Annotated in this window: 12 protein-coding genes; 4 read left to right on the top strand and 8 right to left on the bottom strand. The window is 63.2% G+C overall.

The features are described 5' to 3' along the window. Positions 1–4 precede the first annotated feature (4 nt). The 3 genes from J4D99_RS15925 to J4D99_RS15915 form a co-directional block, all read right to left on the bottom strand. Entirely contained in the window at positions 5–757 is a 753-nt protein-coding gene (locus J4D99_RS15925) for an SDR family NAD(P)-dependent oxidoreductase (protein ID WP_208132729.1), read from the bottom strand. Positions 758–847: 90 nt separating this feature from the next. Continuing rightward, complete coding sequence (locus J4D99_RS15920) at positions 848–1,789, bottom strand: helix-turn-helix domain-containing protein (RefSeq protein WP_208132728.1); 942 nt, start codon at positions 1,787–1,789, stop codon at positions 848–850. A 66-nt stretch (positions 1,790–1,855) separates the two neighbouring features. After that, a complete protein-coding gene (locus J4D99_RS15915; protein ID WP_208132727.1) occupies positions 1,856–3,493 on the bottom strand; it encodes an amidase in 1,638 nt (545 codons plus the stop codon). A 188-nt stretch (positions 3,494–3,681) separates the two neighbouring features. On the opposite strand from J4D99_RS15915, the gene J4D99_RS15910 reads away from it, so the two are divergent. Beyond that, the gene (locus J4D99_RS15910) at positions 3,682–5,199 is read left to right on the top strand and encodes a hypothetical protein (RefSeq protein WP_208132726.1); all 1,518 of its coding nucleotides are present in this window, start codon (positions 3,682–3,684) and stop codon (positions 5,197–5,199) included. Positions 5,200–5,282: 83 nt separating this feature from the next. Here J4D99_RS15910 and J4D99_RS15905 read toward each other — a convergent pair whose 3' ends face one another. Then, positions 5,283–6,278 carry a hypothetical protein gene (locus J4D99_RS15905; RefSeq protein WP_208132725.1) on the bottom strand — a complete coding sequence of 332 codons (996 nt, stop codon included), beginning with the start codon at positions 6,276–6,278 and terminating at the stop codon, positions 5,283–5,285. A 99-nt stretch (positions 6,279–6,377) separates the two neighbouring features. Here J4D99_RS15905 and J4D99_RS15900 point away from each other — a divergent pair, with 99 nt between their 5' ends. Further along, entirely contained in the window at positions 6,378–6,962 is a 585-nt protein-coding gene (locus J4D99_RS15900) for a DinB family protein (RefSeq protein WP_208132724.1), read from the top strand. A 122-nt stretch (positions 6,963–7,084) separates the two neighbouring features. On the opposite strand, the gene J4D99_RS15895 is transcribed toward J4D99_RS15900, so the two are convergent. From J4D99_RS15895 to J4D99_RS22025, 3 genes are all read right to left on the bottom strand, one after another. Continuing rightward, positions 7,085–8,113 carry a M28 family peptidase gene (locus J4D99_RS15895; protein WP_208132723.1) on the bottom strand — a complete coding sequence of 343 codons (1,029 nt, stop codon included), beginning with the start codon at positions 8,111–8,113 and terminating at the stop codon, positions 7,085–7,087. Positions 8,114–8,239: 126 nt separating this feature from the next. Then, on the bottom strand, positions 8,240–9,754 hold the full coding sequence (gene cysS / locus J4D99_RS15890; protein ID WP_208132722.1) for a cysteine--tRNA ligase: 1,515 nt from the start codon (positions 9,752–9,754) through the stop codon (positions 8,240–8,242). Between the two features lie 221 nt (positions 9,755–9,975). After that, complete coding sequence (locus tag J4D99_RS22025) at positions 9,976–11,121, bottom strand: endonuclease/exonuclease/phosphatase family protein (RefSeq protein WP_208132721.1); 1,146 nt, start codon at positions 11,119–11,121, stop codon at positions 9,976–9,978. A gap of 126 nt (positions 11,122–11,247) precedes the next feature. Between J4D99_RS22025 and J4D99_RS15880 the strand changes: the two genes are divergently transcribed. Further along, on the top strand, positions 11,248–14,913 hold the full coding sequence (locus tag J4D99_RS15880) for a DUF7948 domain-containing protein (protein ID WP_208132720.1): 3,666 nt from the start codon (positions 11,248–11,250) through the stop codon (positions 14,911–14,913). A 93-nt stretch (positions 14,914–15,006) separates the two neighbouring features. Further along, positions 15,007–15,441: a nucleoside deaminase gene (locus tag J4D99_RS15875; RefSeq protein WP_208132719.1), complete on the top strand. Its 435-nt coding sequence runs from the start codon at positions 15,007–15,009 to the stop codon at positions 15,439–15,441. Positions 15,442–15,521: 80 nt separating this feature from the next. On the opposite strand, the gene J4D99_RS15870 is transcribed toward J4D99_RS15875, so the two are convergent. Continuing rightward, positions 15,522–17,030, bottom strand: a complete 1,509-nt coding sequence (locus tag J4D99_RS15870; RefSeq protein ID WP_309509629.1) for a murein hydrolase activator EnvC family protein — start codon at positions 17,028–17,030, stop codon at positions 15,522–15,524. Positions 17,031–17,532: the final 502 nt, after the last annotated feature.

The raw sequence follows: 17,532 nt of genomic DNA, 5'->3' as shown, positions 1-17,532 counted from the left end.
CACGCTATAAGGTCATGCCGCCCGTTACCTCTATGCGCTGGCCGTTGAGCCACTTGGCTTCTTCGGTGCAGAGGAAGGCGACTACGCCACCCACGTCGTTGGGCATGCCCACCCGGCCCAGGGCCGTTAGCTGGGTGACGTAAGCCCGGAGTTCGGGCGTATCAGTCATTGCCCCACCGCCGAAGATGGCCCCGGGTGCTACCACATTGGCTGCGATGCCGCGGGCGCCTAGCTCTACCGCCAGGTATCGCGTGAAAACCTCTACCGCGCCTTTCATCGCGGCGTAGACCGAGGCACCCGCAAACGAGCTGCGCGTAGTGGCCGAGGAGATATTAATGATGCGGCCACCATCATTCAACAGCGCCAAGGCCTTTTGAGTTAAGAAGTAAACTCCTTTAAAGTGGATGTTCAGCATGTCGTCGAACTGCGCTTCCGTGGTGTCGGCGATGGGCGCCGTCAGGCTCGTGCCCGCATTATTGACCAAGAAATCGAAGCGGCTGGTGCCAAACGTGGCGGGCAGGGCCCTAGCGACCTGCTGGTAAAACGCGTCGAAACTGCCGAGGTCGGCCGCATTTAGCTGCACAGCCAGCGCCTTGCGACCCAGGGCTTCTATTTCGGCCACGGTGGCCTGCGCTTCGGCCTGCTGGCTGTGATAAGTCAGGATTACGTCAATGCCTTTTTGGGCAAGACTGAGGGCCATATTCTTGCCCAGGCCACGGCTGCCGCCGGTAACCAAGGCGATTTTGGAAGTTGTCATGTGGGTAAACTGTTGCGTTTAAGAACATGACAAAGGTCCCGCGTCCCCTTAGGGCAACGCTTGCGCTCAGCAATCCATTTTATGTAGAATTCAAACCGGCACCTGATTGCGGAATGCGCCGGGCGCTACCGCCGAGTAGCGCTTAAAGGAATGGGAGAAGTGCGCCACATCGGTAAAGCCCAGGCTGTCGGCAATCTCGGCCATCGTCCAGTCGGTTTGGCGCAGCAGGGCCTGCGCCTCCTGCGCTATGCGCTCCATGAGGAGGGCCGTGGTGGTGCGACCGGTGGTTTCCTTCAGCACCTTATTGAGATGGTTGACGTGCACGGCTAGCCGGTCGGCATAGTCGGTGGCCGTGCGCAGGTGCAGCTGCTGCTGCGGGCTTTCGAGTGGAAACTGCTGCTCCAGCAGCTCCACAAACCGCGACGTGAGCCGCGCCGGGGCACTGTGCGCGGGGTGGAGCGCGGTGGCGGGCTGCTGCTTTTGCCCCAGGTGAATCAATTCGAGCACGTAGGCACGCAACAGGTCGTACTTGTAGGCATAATCGGAGGGCATTTCCTCGTGCATACGCTGGAAAACGGTTTCGACACGGGCGGCTTCGGCGGCCGAAAGCTGAAAAGCGGGAAACCCATCAGCCTTAAAAAGCGGCAGCTCATCGAGCACCACGCCACTGTTGACGGGCCGCAGAAACTCGGCCGTGAAGACGCAGAACTGCCCGGCCTGGGACCCTTCCAGCGGCAGCCACTGATACGGCATTTTGGGCGTGGAGAACAGCAGGGCCGGCCCTGCCACCTCAATAGTCAGGCCCAGGTACTCGACCCTACTAGGGCCGTTCAGCAAGCTTATTTTGTAGAAGCTCCGGCACTGATAAGGCACCGTAGGCTGGGGCCGGCTGGGCAGCCAAAGGTCGGCCATTTTAAAAACATTAAAATGGCCGACCTCCTGCTGGATGCCGCTAGGCAGCAACGCGCCCAAGTCGGCGCCGGTGCAGGCACTTGCTTCCTGGTAAAATTCGGCTAGCGGCGCGGGCTTCATGGCAAGATGCAGCTTTGTGAAATTCAAAGGTACACCCACCCACGCGACAGCGTGCTGTCCGCGCTACTACCCTATTACCGGCTTAAAGCCCGGCGCCTTGCGGTGCTTGGTCGCCTGCTCGTAGGCGTAGCCCAGGCCCAGTAGCTCGGCCTCCTTATACGGAGCGCCTACAAACGAGAGGCCGATGGGCAGCTCGTGCACGTAGCCCATGGGCAGCGTGAGGTGCGGGTAGCCAGCCATGGCCGCTGCGCTCGCGGAGCCGGGACCGGTACCATACTCACCGTTGATGAGGTCGATGCAGGCGGCCGGGCCGGTAGTAATACCCACGATGCCCGCTAGCCCCCCGTCGGTTTTCAGGGCGGCGTCGAGGGCGGCGCGGCTGGTGTCAACTACTTTGCGCAGGGCGGATTTGTACTTCTCGCTGGCTAGCCCGTCGGTTTTTTCGGCCTGCTCCAGTATTTCCTGCTGGAAGAACGGCATGGCCTTGGCCGCATTGGCTTTGTTGAAGGCAATAACGTCGGCCAGGGTCTTCACGGGGGCTTTGGTACCGGCCAGGTATTTATTTACACCGTCTTTGAATTCGTAGAGCAGCACGTCGAACTCCGACTCCCCGATAGGCTGGGTGGCGGTGCGCACGTCTACTTCTACCACTGTGGCACCCTGGGCTTTGAGGTCGGCTACGGCTTTGCGCAGCAGCTCGCCGCCGATGGTCTGGCTAGCGAGGTGGCTTTTCTCCACGCCGAGCTTCTGGCCCTTCAGCGCATCGGGGCGCAGCAGGCGGGTATAATCGGCGGCTTTCGCCGGATTATTGGCTGAAACCGTGACGGCATCGGCCGGGTCGGGGCCGGCCAGCGCCCCTAGCAAAATGGCGGCGTCGCGCACGCAGCGGGCCATCGGGCCGGCCGTGTCCTGGGTAGCCGAAATGGGGATGATGCCCGTGCGGCTCACTAGACCCACGGTGGGCTTGAGGCCCACCAGACCATTGACCGACGACGGCGACACGATGGAGCCGTTGGTTTCGGTGCCCACGGCCGCCGCGCACAGGCTAGCCGACGCCGCCGAGCCCGAGCCGGCGCTGCTGCCGCTAGGGGTACGGTCGAGCACGTAGGGGTTGTGGGTCTGGCCGCCGCGGCTGCTCCAGCCGCTGGCCGAGTGCGTCGAGCGGAAATTGGCCCACTCGCTCAGGTTGGTTTTGCCCAGAATGATGGCCCCCGCCGCCCGCAGCTGCTTGGCTACGTGCGAGTCTTGGGCGGCGTGGTGGCCGGCCAGGGCCAGGGCGCCGGCGGTGGTCTGCATCTTATCGCCGGTGTCGATATTGTCTTTGATGAGCACCGGGATGCCGTGCATGGGGCCGCGTAGCTTGCCCGCCTTGCGCTCTTTATCGAGGCCATCGGCAATGCTGAGGGCATCGGGGTTCAGCTCAATTACCGAGTTGAGGCGGGGGCCGGCTTTGTCAATGGCGGCAATCTGGCTCAGGTACTGCTGGCAGAGGCTGCGGCTGGTAGCCTTGCCGCTGGCCAGCTGGGCTTGCAGGTCGGTAATGGTGAGTTCGCTGAGGGCAAATGGGGCGGCCGGGGCGGCTGAAAGCAAACTGGTATCGGCAGCGGAAGCAGGCAGGGACGGGGTCGCGGAAGCGGCTAGCGGCAGCAGAGCCGAGGCCAAGGCAGCCTGCGTGCCGTGCTGAAGAAATTGGCGGCGTTGCATGAACGTAAAATCAGAAAATAGGCAGGAATTGAGACCATCAAATGTAAGCCCGGCCCTAGTGCGGCCAAAGCCGGCCCCGCGCTATTTTTTGCTACGCTCGAGCTTACCCGAACGCGCGGCGCGCGGGGGCGTATAGCGAGGTATCGTCTGCTTGTTTTCCCACCCGTCACCTTCACCAGCCTTTTCTCATGCCTAGCCTCAACGACCAGCCCAACGAAATAGCCGGCAACCGCCCTAGCCTGCCGGCCGACGAAACTACCAAGATGGGTGCCGACGCCCAGAACACCAACGCCAACAGCTCTTTGCAACCCGCCACCCCAGCCATGCAGTCGGGCGAGCCGGCACCTTCGCCCCCACCCTCCAGCAAAGAGCTGTTTGATAGCGAGATGGAGGCTGGCAAAGGCGCCGTAGAGCACGGCGGCGAGCAGGAAAACCGCGAAGCCAACCCCGCCGATGTAAAGCCCCAGCCCACGGGTACTGAGCAGCCACTCAATAAGCTGACCGGTACCGCCCCGGTGCGCGCAGCGGCCCAGCCCGGCAGCGAGCCCGCCGCAACTACCTCCAGCAAGTCGCTGGCCAATAGCGAAACCAGCGTGCGCAAAGGCGCCGTAGAGCCCGGCGGCAAGCAGGAAAACCGCCCCGCCCCGCCCACCGGCATTGCCAACTCCACGCAGCCCAACACGTATGGCGGCAACTTCGGCAACGACGTGCAGGGTAGCTTTCAGGACGCTGACCGGGCTGGCAACCAGCAGGCTAATGCCAACCGGGGCGAGTTTGGCGAGCAGGGCACGCTAGGGGCTACCCACGGTGGCTTCGGCAACCAGTACCGCGAGTTTGACACGGCCGCCGAGCGCCCCAGCGCCGAGGCTACCGAAGAGAAATACTACGGCCAGGGCGCGTCGGAACCGGGCTTGCAGCACAACGCCTACCGCACCTACGACGGCCGCGACCAGCGCCCCGAGGAGCAGGGCCACGCCGTGCGCGACACACCTGCTCCCCATCAGCTGTCGTTTGGCGACAACGTAGCCGACCGCCAGACCGATGGCCGGGGCAATACCCAGGACAACCGCAACCTGCCCAGCAAATCGGGCGAGGCGGCTGCTTTTCAGAACGATAACGGGGCGCCTACGGTGGGCCCCGCCTACGCCGCCGACTATGGCCACACCTCGGGCGTGGGCCTGCCCAGCGGCACCCCTAGCCACCACCTCGCTATGGGCCCCAACGGCCACGGCGAGGTAGAAGACCAGCGCTCGTCGCGCGGGGGCTACGACAACCAGGGCAGCCAGGGTGGCCGCAGCCGCGACCAGCAGCCGGGTGGCAACGCTCCCGGCGGCCAGCAGGCGCCCGCGCCTGTCGATGCGCCCAACGCGCCCATCTCCGAGGGCTATGGCTACGGCCACGAGCGCAGCGAGCAGGCCCAGCCCGGCAACCCCAACACCGGCGACTCGCGCAATGGCTTTGGGGCCAGCGGCTCGAAGGAGGGCAACAGCAGCCAGGGCTACGGCTCGAAAGGCGGCTCGTATGACGACCAGAACCCCGGCGCCCGCGGCCCGGAATATGACAATTTTACTAAGCAAGACAAAGCCCAGAACTACGGCCAGGAAAACCGACTCGATTTCCGCCCCGAGGACGGCGACAAACCCGTCGACGGTGACTACGGCCCCGAGCCCCGCCGCAACGCCGGCCGCGACGAGCCAGCCCAGTAAGGCTAGCCGCTCCACACAGCAAAAAGGCGCTGCTCCAAGGGGAGCAGCGCCTTTTTGCTGTGTGTTTGTGCTGTGCCTGGCAGCTACCGGTGCACTTTCATGTCGATGTCGTACTTGTAGCGCGGTGGCCCCCCTAGCGGCACGGCAAAGAAGGGCAGCGCCGTATCGTACTGGTCGGTGACGTAGAACACGACGTCGTTGAACGTGGGGGCTTTGCTCACGAGGCGAAAATCCAGAGACAAGCCGTATTCTTTCGGGTTGATGGGCAGCACGCTGCTCGTCCACTGGCCGTCGCCGCTCACGGCCGCCGAATGACCATTCTTAGCCACGCTAAAAATGGTTAGCTTGGCCGAGTTATCCATGTCAAAATTGCTCTGCTTGATACTCACTACGTGCTCATTCGCAAAGGGATAGAGGTGCACCGTGACGGCCCGGCCTGCGGGCGCGGCCGGAATACGAAAGCAATACTCGTAGGTGAAGGCATTGCCTCCCGGAATGGGCACGTTCAGATTGGGGCTGCTGCTGAGAAAAAAGCGGTAGAGGTTGCCGTCGTTGCCACTCAGCCCGCGCACTACCACCTTATACACGTAGCCCTGAAACTGCTCGACCAATTCGCCCTCTAGCGGGTTGAGCGGGCCGAAATTGAAGTACTGACCATCATATTTGGGGTCGACACCAAAGGCCTGCTGCTTGATGAGGCGGCCGCTAGGGGTAGCGCCGGGGCTAGCCGGGCGCGGGTCGGTGGCACCCTTGGCCGAGTGCGTGCCCGGGCCACCATACAGGCTAAACTCGGTGCGGGTGTTGAACTGGCCCACCTTGGCATCGAGCTGGCCACCACAGTCGGGGTCAAACACCCGGATGTAGATGGGCCGGCGCTCGGCGGCCGGCACCAGAAAGAAGAACGTTTGCGTGAAGTCGTCGTCGCCGCTCGTGGTCGGCGCCTGCGCGCCAAACGTCACGAGGTTTTCTATTTTCTCGCCGGGGTTGGGCACGGCCTGGGCCGCTACGCCAGCCGCCAGGCCCAGCATCAGCCCGCACACCCCTAGCAAACGAGTTAGGAAGTAAACGTGTTTGTACATAAATGAAGCACGAAAGAGCCGGCTGCCCGCAAATGGTTTCCCAGCCTAGGCCGTAATATTACAACTCAATCCTTCCGCTCTGCCTGCTATTCTTCCGTTATGAGTGCTTCCGCACGCGATACTACCGAGTTCTTCGACCAGCTTACCAATCAGGTGCTGGCCCTGCGCGTGTTATCTCACCAACGCCTGCGCCCACTTACCTCAGAGCAGCTAAATCGGCGCCCCGGCTACGACAAATGGAGCGCCGCCCAGTGCCTCGAACACCTCAATATCGTGGGTGGCTACTACCTGCCCAGCCTCAAGGCGCGCCTGCGGCTGGCCCAGGCCAAGGGCTCGGTGGCCGGCACGCAGGTGCGCAGCGGCTGGCTAGGTCGCTATTTTACTGCTACGGCTCAACAGAAAAACGGTCTGGGCGACAACCTGTTGCGGCGACCCAGGCAGTTTGCACCCACTGGCACGCGCCTCACCGGCACGGTAGTCGAGGCCTTCAACCGGCAGCTCGACGAGCTGCTGCGCCTGCTGCTGCTAGCCCGGCAGGTTGATGCCGGCACCGTGCGCGTGCCCAACCCCCTCTATCCCTGGCTGCGACTGCGCCTCACCGACGTATTGGAAGCCCTCGTGACCCACATTCAACGCTACGCGAAGCAGGCCGAGCAAATAGCTAAAGCCACGAGCGATAGATAACAACCCGCACAACTGTCCTTACGCACAAAGCGAAGCAATCGCCCCGGAACGATACCCACAGGCTTTACGCTAGGGCCGTTCTGAGGCGATTGCTTCGCTTTGTGCGTAAGGACAACCGCGAATTATTCTTGGTACAGCACCTGTAGCACCGTCTGGCCTACGGCTTTCATCGTTTTGCGGTCGATGATGCTCATGTTGTCGGTGGTGGCGTGGTGGTAGGCCGGGAAATAGTCGCTGCCGTAGGGCGGGTGGTCGTAGATGTCCACGGTGGGCACGCCGGCCTGGTTGGTGTACACGTGGTCGTCGAGAATGGCCCCGGTATCGGTGAACAGGAAATAATCGGAGTAGCCGATTTTGGCGGCCGTGTTCCAGATTTTATCCACCACCGACCGGGCGTTTTGCAGCGACGTGCCCTCGCGGGTGAAGCGGCCGTTTTTAGCGCCCACCATGTCGAGCAAGATGCCGTACTCGGCCTTGTAGCCAGCGGGCAGCAGGTGCTTGGCCCAGTACTGCGAGCCCAGGCACCACGAGTCGGAGCCTTCAGGCAGCTGGTTTTTCTTGTCGGTCTGCGTGTCGGCCTCGTAGCCCCAGTCTTCGGCGTCGAAGAGAATAATATCGACACCCACATTGGGGGCCAGGCTATCGGCGCGCTGGCTGAGGCTGCGAGCTATTTCGAGGGCCACCGCTACTGCGCTGGCACCGTCGCTAGCCCCATCCATGGGCGCGTTTTTGTGCACCTTGTCGGCATCGGCAAAGGGACGGGTATCCCAGTGCGCAAAAATGGCCACGCGGCGTGCCGCCGTGGGCTGGTACTGCGCCACAATGTTGCGGCCGCTTATCTGCGTCCCGTCAAAGGTCATGGCCTGAAAGGGCTGCTCGCGCACACTCAGGCCAAAGCTTTTGAGCTTGGCCACCAGGTAGTTGCCGCAGGCCACGTGCGCCGGCTTATTGGGCACGCGCGGGCCAAAGGCTACCTGCCTGGCGGTGTAGGCATAGGCCGAGTCGGCATTGAAGGCCGGGGTCGGCACTGCCTTGGTGGCGCCGGGCTGGCTAGCCGTGGCCGTTTCGGCTGGCTTTTCGGCGGGGCAGGCCGTGAGCAGGGCTAGGCCCGCTACGGCGAGCAACGAGTAGCGAACGGGTTGAAAACGCATAGAATACACTTGTCATCCTGAGCTTGCGAAGGACTTTCTCACGCCTGCGCCGCATTATTTTTTCTTACCTGATGAAAGCAGCCGTGAGAAGATGCTTCCTTCGGGACGCCAGATGGCCTGACAAAACTACTCTTCGCTATACGCCCACTCAACCCCGGTCTTCGTGTCCTTGATGACGATGCCCTGGCCCTTGAGCGCCGCGCGAATCTGGTCTACCTTATCGTAGGCTTTTTCCGATTTGGCCTCCTGATAAAAGCCTAGCGCCAAGGTCAATAACTCTTCGGCGCTGGCGCGGGGCTCGTCGCGCAGGCCCAGAATATCGCTGACGATGGCGCGGTAGGCCGCGCCAGCCTCGGCCACGGCCTCGGGGCTTACCTCGGCTAGGGCGGCGGGGCTAGCGGCCAAAGTGTTGAAGCGCTTGAGCAGGTCAAACACAGCGGCTACAGCGCGCGGCGTATTCAGGTCGTCGTTAAGGAACTCGAACGGCTTCTGGCTTAAGGCTATCAGCTGCTGGCTGTTAGCGGCTAGCTTTTCAGCATCAGGCTGCGCTACCTCGGCGCTGCGTGCTTCCAGCTTGCCGCTATCCAGCAGGCGCAGGCCGTTCATGAGCTTGCGGAAGCCCTTGCGAGCCGCTTGCAGGGCATCGTCGCTTAGGTCAATGGGCGAACGGTACTGGGCTTGCAGAAAGAAGAAGCGCAGCGTCATGGGCGAATAGGCCTGCGAAAGCGCGGCGCTCTGCCCCTGAAACATCTCGGTCAGGGTCACGAAGTTGCCGAGCGATTTGCTCATCTTCTGGCCGTTCACGGTCAGCATGTTGTTGTGCAGCCAGAAGCGCGCCCCGGTGCTAGGGGTGCTCGAAGCCTCGTTTTGCGCAATCTCGCACTCGTGGTGCGGAAACATGAGGTCGAGGCCGCCGCCATGAATGTCGAAGGTGGCGCCCAGGTACTTGCGGCTCATGGCCGAGCACTCAAGGTGCCAGCCCGGAAAGCCTTCGCCCCAGGGCGAAGGCCAGCGCATAATATGCTGGGGGCTAGCCTTCTTCCAGAGGGCAAAGTCGGCGGGCGAGCGCTTTTCTTCCTGGCCGGCCAGTTCGTTGCGGGTGCCGGCCAGCAGTTCCTCTACCACGCGGCCCGAGAGGCGGCCGTACTCCAGGCCTTCGGCGTTGTACTTGGGCACATCGAAATACACCGAGCCGTTGACCTCGTAGGCCAGGCCCCGGCCGATAATTTCTTCAATCAGCCCGATTTGCTCGGTGATGTGGCCGCTAGCCTGGGGCTCAATGTCGGGCGGCAAGCACCCTAGCGCACTCATGGCTTGGCGGTAGCGCACGGTGTAGTGCTGGGCTACCTGCATGGGTTCGAGCTGCTTGGCACGGGCAGCCTTAGCCATTTTGTCCTCGCCGTCGTCCGAGTCGCTTTCGAGGTGGCCTACGTCGGTGATGTTGCGCACGTAGCGCACCTGGTAGCCGAGGTAGCGCAGGTAGCGCGTCAGCACGTCAAACACGATAGGGCCGCGCGCATTGCCCAGGTGGGCATCGTTGTACACGGTGGGGCCGCAGAGGTACAGGCCCACCAGCGGCGGGGTTACGGGCTCGAACTTTTCCTTTTTACGGGTGAGCGTATTATAAAGCGTCAGCGACATGGAGTAGTAAACAGGGAGCGGTAAGCCCTAACAGTTTTTGCTGCTAAGCTCACGGTGCAGGGAATCGGAGAATACGCAACGGCGAAGGTGCGGCAAAGTTCAGCATGTAGCGCCGAAGTAGCACGCAGCCGCTGCTTCGTGCGTGCGCAAAGCGAAGGCGGGGCCTGACGACCCCCAGCGACGATGCTCGCTGCGCTCGCGCAGGAAGCAGCTACTGCGCGCTACTTCAACCGGTACAATGCTTCGACCGGAAAGTGGTCGGAATACGGAATTTCAGTGTGCACGCGGCAGGCCAGCACCTGCCACTGCGGGCCGGCAAACTGCTGGTCGATGCGCAGCAGCGGCGGCAGGCGGCCGTGGTAGGTATTGCCCGGCCCAAAGCCTACGGTGGCCCAGGCATTCTGGAGCGAACCGGCCAGGCTATTGTAAGAATACGAGTAAGGCAGGTCGTTGCAGTCGCCGGCCAGCAGCACCGGGTAGGGCGAACGCACGATGCGGGCCACCAGCGTATCGGCCTGCCAGGCGCGGGCCGCCGCCCCGCGCACAAAGCGGCCCAGCAGCCCGCGCCCCTTGCTGCGCAGCCCGGCCTTGCTAGAGCCGGCAGCTACCAGGTCGCTTTCGTCCATGCTCATGCTTTGGAGGTGGGCGTTGAAGACGCGCACCGTATCGCCGGGCCGGGGGCCGGCTACATCAACCCACATAGCGTGGTTCTGGCTGAGGCGGCCGAAAGCGATTTCACCGCGGCCCACAATAGGCAACCGCGAAAAGATGGCCAGCCCAAATTGCGCGCCCATGCTGTTGGTCAGGCTTTTAGAAACAAATACCTGCCGCCCGCTGCCCGGCCCCAGCTTATCGGCCACCCGAAATAAGTCGCCATCGGACGAGCGCGTGCCGGTGGGTTCCTGATAAAATTCTTGCAGACAGAGCACGTCGGCCGGGCTGGTGGCCAGCCACTCCATAGCCTTGGCCGGGGCGGTGGGGTCGGCCTTGCGCAAATGCGCGTACACATTGAAAATGCGCACATTAGCCGAAAGTAGGCGCAGGCTGCGAGGCGGGGCTGGCTGGGCTAGCAGGCCACTCTTGTAGCCCGAGGCCAGCGCTTGCAACCCAGCCCAGTGCAGCGGCAGCCCGCGCTGCACCTGCGGCCACGCCAGCGCCAGCGCCGCCACTGGCAGCAGCGCGATGCGCCGGCGCCGCAAGGCCCACCCCAGCGCCAGCAAGGCCGTGAGCGCCAGCCACACGGGCACCGTAAGGGCTAGCAGTGGCGCCAGAGATACTTGTTCGCCCGACACCCGTTCGGCGGCCACGCTCAGCAGTAGGCCCAGCAGCACAAGCAGGGTGAAACGATAGGAAAGGATTCGACGCACAAGTAGCCCACGGCGCATGAGCAGGCCGCTGGTCCGGCAAAAATACGCCCGGCGCGCCTGCGTAGCCGGTTGGCATTTTTAGGCTATTGACTTAGATTTACCAAAGCGTTGCTCAGCCTGTTTTTTATGCCGAAGAATTTTTACGTTCATATCCTTTGTCTACTTGTGCTGAGCTTGCCGGGCTGGGCCCAAACCAGCCCCCCGCTACCCGCTGCCCCGCCCGATACGGCACCCAGCCTGGAGTTTGTGGCTAACAAAGGCCAGTGGCCGGCAGCCGTACGCTACGCCGCGGCAGTACCAGGTGGCCATCTATGCCTGGAGCCGGGCGGCCTGCGCTACATCCTACTGCAGCCCATCGAGCACCCACACGCCAAAACGGAGGCTAGCCCGGCCCGCAGTGCTTCGGCCAAAGCAAAGGCGGCGGCGGCCAGCCCCGGCACTGCCGACACCAACCCTATAAAAGGACACCAGCTGCGCGTGCGCTTCGCGGGGGCCGATGCGGCTACGCCGCTCGAGCCTTCCCAGGCTACGGGCGAGGTACGCAACTACCTGCACGGCAATGACCCCAGCCAGTGGGCCCGCGCCGTGCTCAGCTACCGGCAGGTACGCTACCAGGCGCCCTGGCCCGGCATCGCGGCACGCTTTTATGAGAATGGAACCCAGCACCTGGAGTATGATTTTGAGGTGGCCGCCGGGGCCGATGCCAGCCGCGTGCAGCTACGCTACGAAGGGGCTAGCAGCCTCATCCTCAGCGATGACGGGCAGCTGCACATCGGCACCTCGGTAGGCGCGCTCACCGAGCTGGCGCCGCATGCCTATCAGCTAGACCCCGCTACCGGCCAGCACCAGGCGGTAGCCTGCCGCTACCGCCTGCGCTCGGAGGAAGCGCAGGTATCGTTTGAGCTGGGGGCCTACGACCACCGCCGGCCACTGGTAATTGACCCCACGGTAGTGTTCTCGACCTACTCGGGGGCCAAGGGCAGCAACTGGGGCTTCACGGCTACTTATGACGCGGCAGGCAACATGTACTCGGGTGGCATTGTGCTCGATGACTTGTTTGCGCTGCCCAGCTACCCCACTACGCCAGGCGCTTTTCAAACCAGCTTTGCGGCCGTTATCGACATTGCCCTTATCAAGTATAACACGGCGGTGAATGGCCCCGCGTCGCGGGTGTGGGCCACGTACCTGGGTGGCAACCGGGCCGATTTTCCGAGCAGCCTGGTGGTGAACGCCCAGAATGAGCTCATTGTGCTGGGCAGTACTTCCTCCACCAATTACCCTACCACGAGCGACGCCGTGCAGCGCGGCTTCGCGGGTGGCTTGTCGGTTGACCCGTTTGGCCCCGCGCCGGCCGACATCTACCGGGTAAGTAATGGCACCGACATCGTGGTGACGCGCCTGAGCGCCGACGGTGGCTCTTTAGCGGCCTCTACCTACCTGGGCGGCAGCGGCAACGATGGCATCGCGGCCTATAACCCGGCGTCCGCAGCCCGGCAATTGCCCCAGAACTACGGCGATGCCCTGCGCGGCGACGTGCTCACCGATGCGCAGGGCAACATCTATGTGGCATCGGTATCGGGGTCCAGCAACTTCCCGACCACCGCCAGCTTCGGCCCCAGCTACCGGGGCGGCACCTGCGATGCGGTGGTGGTGAAACTGCCTGCAGCCCTCAATCGCCTCACCTGGAGCGGCTACCTAGGCGGCAGCGCGGCCGATGCGGCTTATTCCATTCAGCTCGACCCTAGCGGCAATGCCTACGTGGGCGGCGGCACGCTCAGCACCGGCCTGCCAAGCACGGCCAGCGGCTACCAGGCGAGCGCGCAAGGCAACGTTGATGGCTTTGTGGCGCGCATCGCGGCCGATGGTGGTGCCGTGCAGCGTGCCACTTACCTGGGCACCAGCAGCTACGACCAGGTTTTTTTTGTGCAGCTAGGGTCTGATGGGGGCGTATATGTGCTGGGCCAGACGCTGGGTACCTGGCCGGTGAGTGCGGGCGTGTACAGCAACCCCAACAGCCGGCAGTTTATTCGAAAGCTTGGTCCTGACCTGGATAAAAGCCTGATGAGCAGCGTTATCGGTAGCGGCAGCGCAACTATCGACTTCTCGCCCACCGCCTTTCTGGTAGACCAGTGCGACCGCATCTACGCCTGCGGGTGGGGCGGCCAGGTTAATAAGGATGTGTACACCTACCCGGGCTTTTTGGAGAACAACGGCTACACCGACCGGCTGCCCACCACCGCCAACGCCGTGCGCCGCGTGGCCGACACGCCCGGCGCGGGCTCCGATTTTTACCTGGCGCAATACGCTCCCAACATGGCGAGCCTCAGCTATGCCACCTTCTACGGCGACCCTACGCCCTACTCGGAGGGCGACCATGTAGACGGCGGCACCTCGCGCTTCGACCCGCGCGGGGTGGTGTACGCAGCCGCCTGCTCGTGCTTCAACCGCAATGGCTTTCCGGTGCCGCCGGGCGCCAATACCTACGCCACCGTCAACGGTGCCGTGTCGTACCCGACCTACGGCATGTATCTCTGCAATAACGCGGCTTTTAAGCTAAATTTTGAGCCGGCCTCGGCCACTGTGGGCAACGACCAGGCGGTGTGCGTCAACTCGCCGGCCCTGGCGCTGCGCGGCCAGCCGGGCGGCGGCATCTGGACGGGGCCGGGCGTGTCGGGCTCGGCGGCGGGGGGCTTCGTGTTTACCCCTAGCCCGGCGCTGGCGGGCGCGCAGGTGCTCACCTACACGGTGCCGGGCGCCACGGCGGCTTGCACGGCTTCGGCCAAGCTCACTATTACCGTTGATAGCCCGGTGCCGGCTGCCGCCACGGCCCAGGCGTCGGTGTGCGCAGGCAGCGGGCCGCTGGCGCTCACGGGCGGCAGCCCGGCGGGCGGCACCTGGACGGGACCGGGCGTATCGGGTTCGGTAGCGGGGGGCTTTGTGTTCACCCCTACCCTAGCGCTGGTCGGGCCGCAGCAGCTTACCTACACGGTTACGAGCACGGCGGCCTGCGGCGGGGGCAGCAGCCGGGCCGCAGTTACCATTGAGGTACTTGCGGCCCCGACCGTGGTGCTGCCACCCGATACGGTATTGTGCCCCGGCCGGCCCCAGGCCTTCCGGCTGCGAGCGTCGCCGGCGGGCGGCGTATGGAGCGGGCCGGGCGTGTCGGCCGGCAATGTTTTTACCCCGCCAGCTCTGCCCGGTATTACGGTGCTCACCTACACTGTAAATGCGGGCACTGCCTGCCCGGTAGTGGCTACGCGCCGCATTACGCTGCTGGCCCAGCCAGTGCTAGCCCCCGTGCTGGTACCTGGCCCCTGCGCGCCCAGCAACGTAGCGCCGCTGGTAGTGCACTTCAACCAGCCCACGGCCGGGCTGCCGCCCGATGCGGTGCTAACCTGGAATTTTGGCGATGACAGCACGGCCGTGACCGGCCTCGATGTAACGCACACGTACTTGCGAGCCGGCACCTTCCGCCCGCGCGTGACGCTGAGCTACAACCAAAACCGCTGCGGCCAAACGTTGGGCCTGCCGCCGGTGACGGTGCTAGGCATGTTCGTACCCAATGTCTTTACGCCCAACAGCGACCAGCAAAACGACTTCTTTGCGCCACGCATTGGGGGCTGCCCGCCGCGCCTGCAGGTATTCTCGCGCTGGGGCCAGCAGGTGTATGAAAACGCCGCTTATCAGAACACCTGGGATGGCGACGGGCTAGCCCCCGGTATCTATTACTACCTGCTTTCGCCGCCCGATGGCAGCCCTGCCGTCAAGGGCTGGGTTGAGCTGGTAAGGTGACGAAACCCAACAAAGAACGTCATACTTCGACAAGCTCAGCATGACGTTCTTTGTTGTCCGCCGTTTTCTAATTTTCTACTCATTACCTAAAAAATGGACATTTTCATGCAGGCAGCCATCGACGAGGCGCGGCAGGGCCGCCGCGAGGGCGGCATCCCGATTGGCTCGGTGCTGCGGCGCGGCAACGACATAGTGGGCCGCGGCCACAACAAGCGCGTGCAGGACCTCGACCCCATCGCCCACGGCGAAATGGACGCCCTGCGCAACGCCGGCCGCCAGCGCACCTACCGCGACACGGTGCTGTACACCACGCTCATGCCCTGCTACATGTGCGCCGGCACCATCGTGCAGTTCAAAATTCCGAAAGTGGTGGTGGGCGAAGCCCAGACCTTCGGCGAGTCGCTCGACTTCCTACAGTCGCACGGCGTGGAGGTCGAAATCCTCAACTCGCCCGAGTGCGTGGAGCTGATGCGCGAGTTTATCGAGGCCGAGCCTACCCTCTGGAACGAGGACATTATGGAGCTGTAAGCTACCAGTTAATTAGCTAATAGTCAATAGTTAATGGCGCATAATTAGCCTGGCGTCATTGACCATTGCTAAATTAATCATTACTTCCGCCCTAGCCAGCTTTCGGGGTTGAGGTTGGCCGAGTTGCGCCACACCTGAAACTGCACCTGGGCCGTGCCGTCGGCGTCGGTGGCGGCGGTGCCGATGGCTTCGCGGGCGCTCACCTGCTCGCCCTCGTGCACGTTCACCGAGCGTAGCTTGGCATACACCGTGAAGTATTCGCCGTGCTGAATCATGACGATGGTGTTCATGCCCGGCACCTGCGCCACCGTGAGCACGCGCCCGCCAAACACGGCGCGCACGGGCTCGCCCTGGTTGGTTTGAATATCGACGCCCCGGTTATCGACCGTGACATGCCGCAGCACCGGGTGCGGGTGCCGCCCAAAGTGCTGGGCCACAAAACCGTGGGCTACCGGCCAGGGCAAACGCCCCCGGTTGCCGGCAAAGCCCGACGACACCAGCGCCGTTTCGGGCGTGAGGGCCACGCGGCTGGCGCGGCGGTCGGCCACGGTTTCTTCGGGCGCATCGCTTTCAGGATTGGCGCTCGGGTCATCATCGCGGGCCGTGTCCGAGCTGCTGGCTGTGGTGGCTTCGTCGTTGCGGGCTTCGCTACGGCTAGCAGAAGCGCGGCGCCGGCTGGCGCTGGCAGCGGCCGTAGCCCGCGCCGCAGCGCGGCGCCGGGCCGCCGCAGCGGCTAGCCGGGCAGCGTGGGCGGCGCGGGCTATTTCTTCACGTACGCGCTGGGCAATGAGGTCGTCGAGCCTCGCCACGGCCTGCTGGCGCTCGGCCAGCTCCTGGCGCAGGCCCTGCTCCTGCTGGCTTAGCTGCTGCACCACTTCGTCTTGCTCAGATTTGAGGCCTAGCAGGTTGCGGTTTTCGACCAGCTGGGTGGTGAGCAGGCTTTTCTGGCGCTGGCGCTGCTGGGTGAGGCCATCGAGCTCGTGGCTGAGCTGCTGCTGCGCCCCAATGATGCGCAACGCCTGCTTCTGGCGCTCCTCGGTGTACTGGCGCACGTAGCGCAGCCGCACCACAAACTGATTGAACGACTCGGAGGCAAACAAGAACATGAGTTGGTTGAAGCCGCTGCTCGTTTTGGAGGCCGCGTACATCAAGTGGCCGTATTCTTCCTTGAGGCGGGCTAGCTGCTCCTGAGTACTGAGCACCTGCTTCACCGTCTGGTGCACATTGGTTTCGATGCCTTGCAGTTGGGTCGAAATGTGCTGAATCTGACCCTGCTTTACCGTCAGCTTCTCCTTGATGACGTTGAGTTGCCCTAGCGTAGCCTGCTTTTTCTGGGTAGTTTGGGTCAGCACCTTGCCCGCCTCCTCGATGCGGCTGAGGTTGGCCTGGCGCTCGCGCTCCAGCTGCTCCTTGCTTTTGGCGCGGGTGCGTGAGCGGCGCGGGGCCGGGCGCTCGGCGCGGGTTGTTTTGGCAGCTTTCTTAGCCTTACTTGGGCGGTGGCGCTGGGCAGCGGCCGGCGCGGCCAGCAGCCCTAGCAGCAGCAGGGCCGATACAAAACGCAGCTTAAAAACAGGCAGGAAAACTGTCACGAGCAAGGCAGGGCGCGGTGGGCAGGCTACCGCCCCGCAAAATAACGCATGAATGCCGGGCCAATTGACAGTCAAGAGAGTTCTGCCTACTGGTCATTATCGGCACTGCGCCTCACGGCCTACTTCGCACCCCGCCCAGCGCACAGGTTAAAATCCGTTACCGAGTACCAATCGTTACCCCTGCGGCTACTGCTAGGGCAGTTTTTGGAGTATAAGCAGTACTACTAACCTCTTTTGAAAAGTCGGCGCGCACGCCATAGCGTCTTGCGCCTCGAACAGTCAGGCAGGCATCATTTTGGGCACCTTCGTTTTCACGCATTACAAGCCAGGCTGGGATAGCATGCATGTCGCTCAGGGGCACTTCGACAAAAAATTATAATCCTCGCTCACCTACTGTTACAGGAATAGCTAAGGTCATTATCTTACCTAAACAACACGTCCTGCTCATCTGGCGTCCGCTTGCCGAAGCATCTCTACCGAAGACACCCTAGCGGCGTGGGTG

The sequence above is a fragment of the Hymenobacter sp. BT559 genome (assembly GCF_017571525.1).
Taxonomy (GTDB): Bacteria; Bacteroidota; Bacteroidia; order Cytophagales; family Hymenobacteraceae; genus Hymenobacter; species Hymenobacter ginsengisoli.
This window is presented reverse-complemented; position numbering and strand designations above follow the sequence as displayed.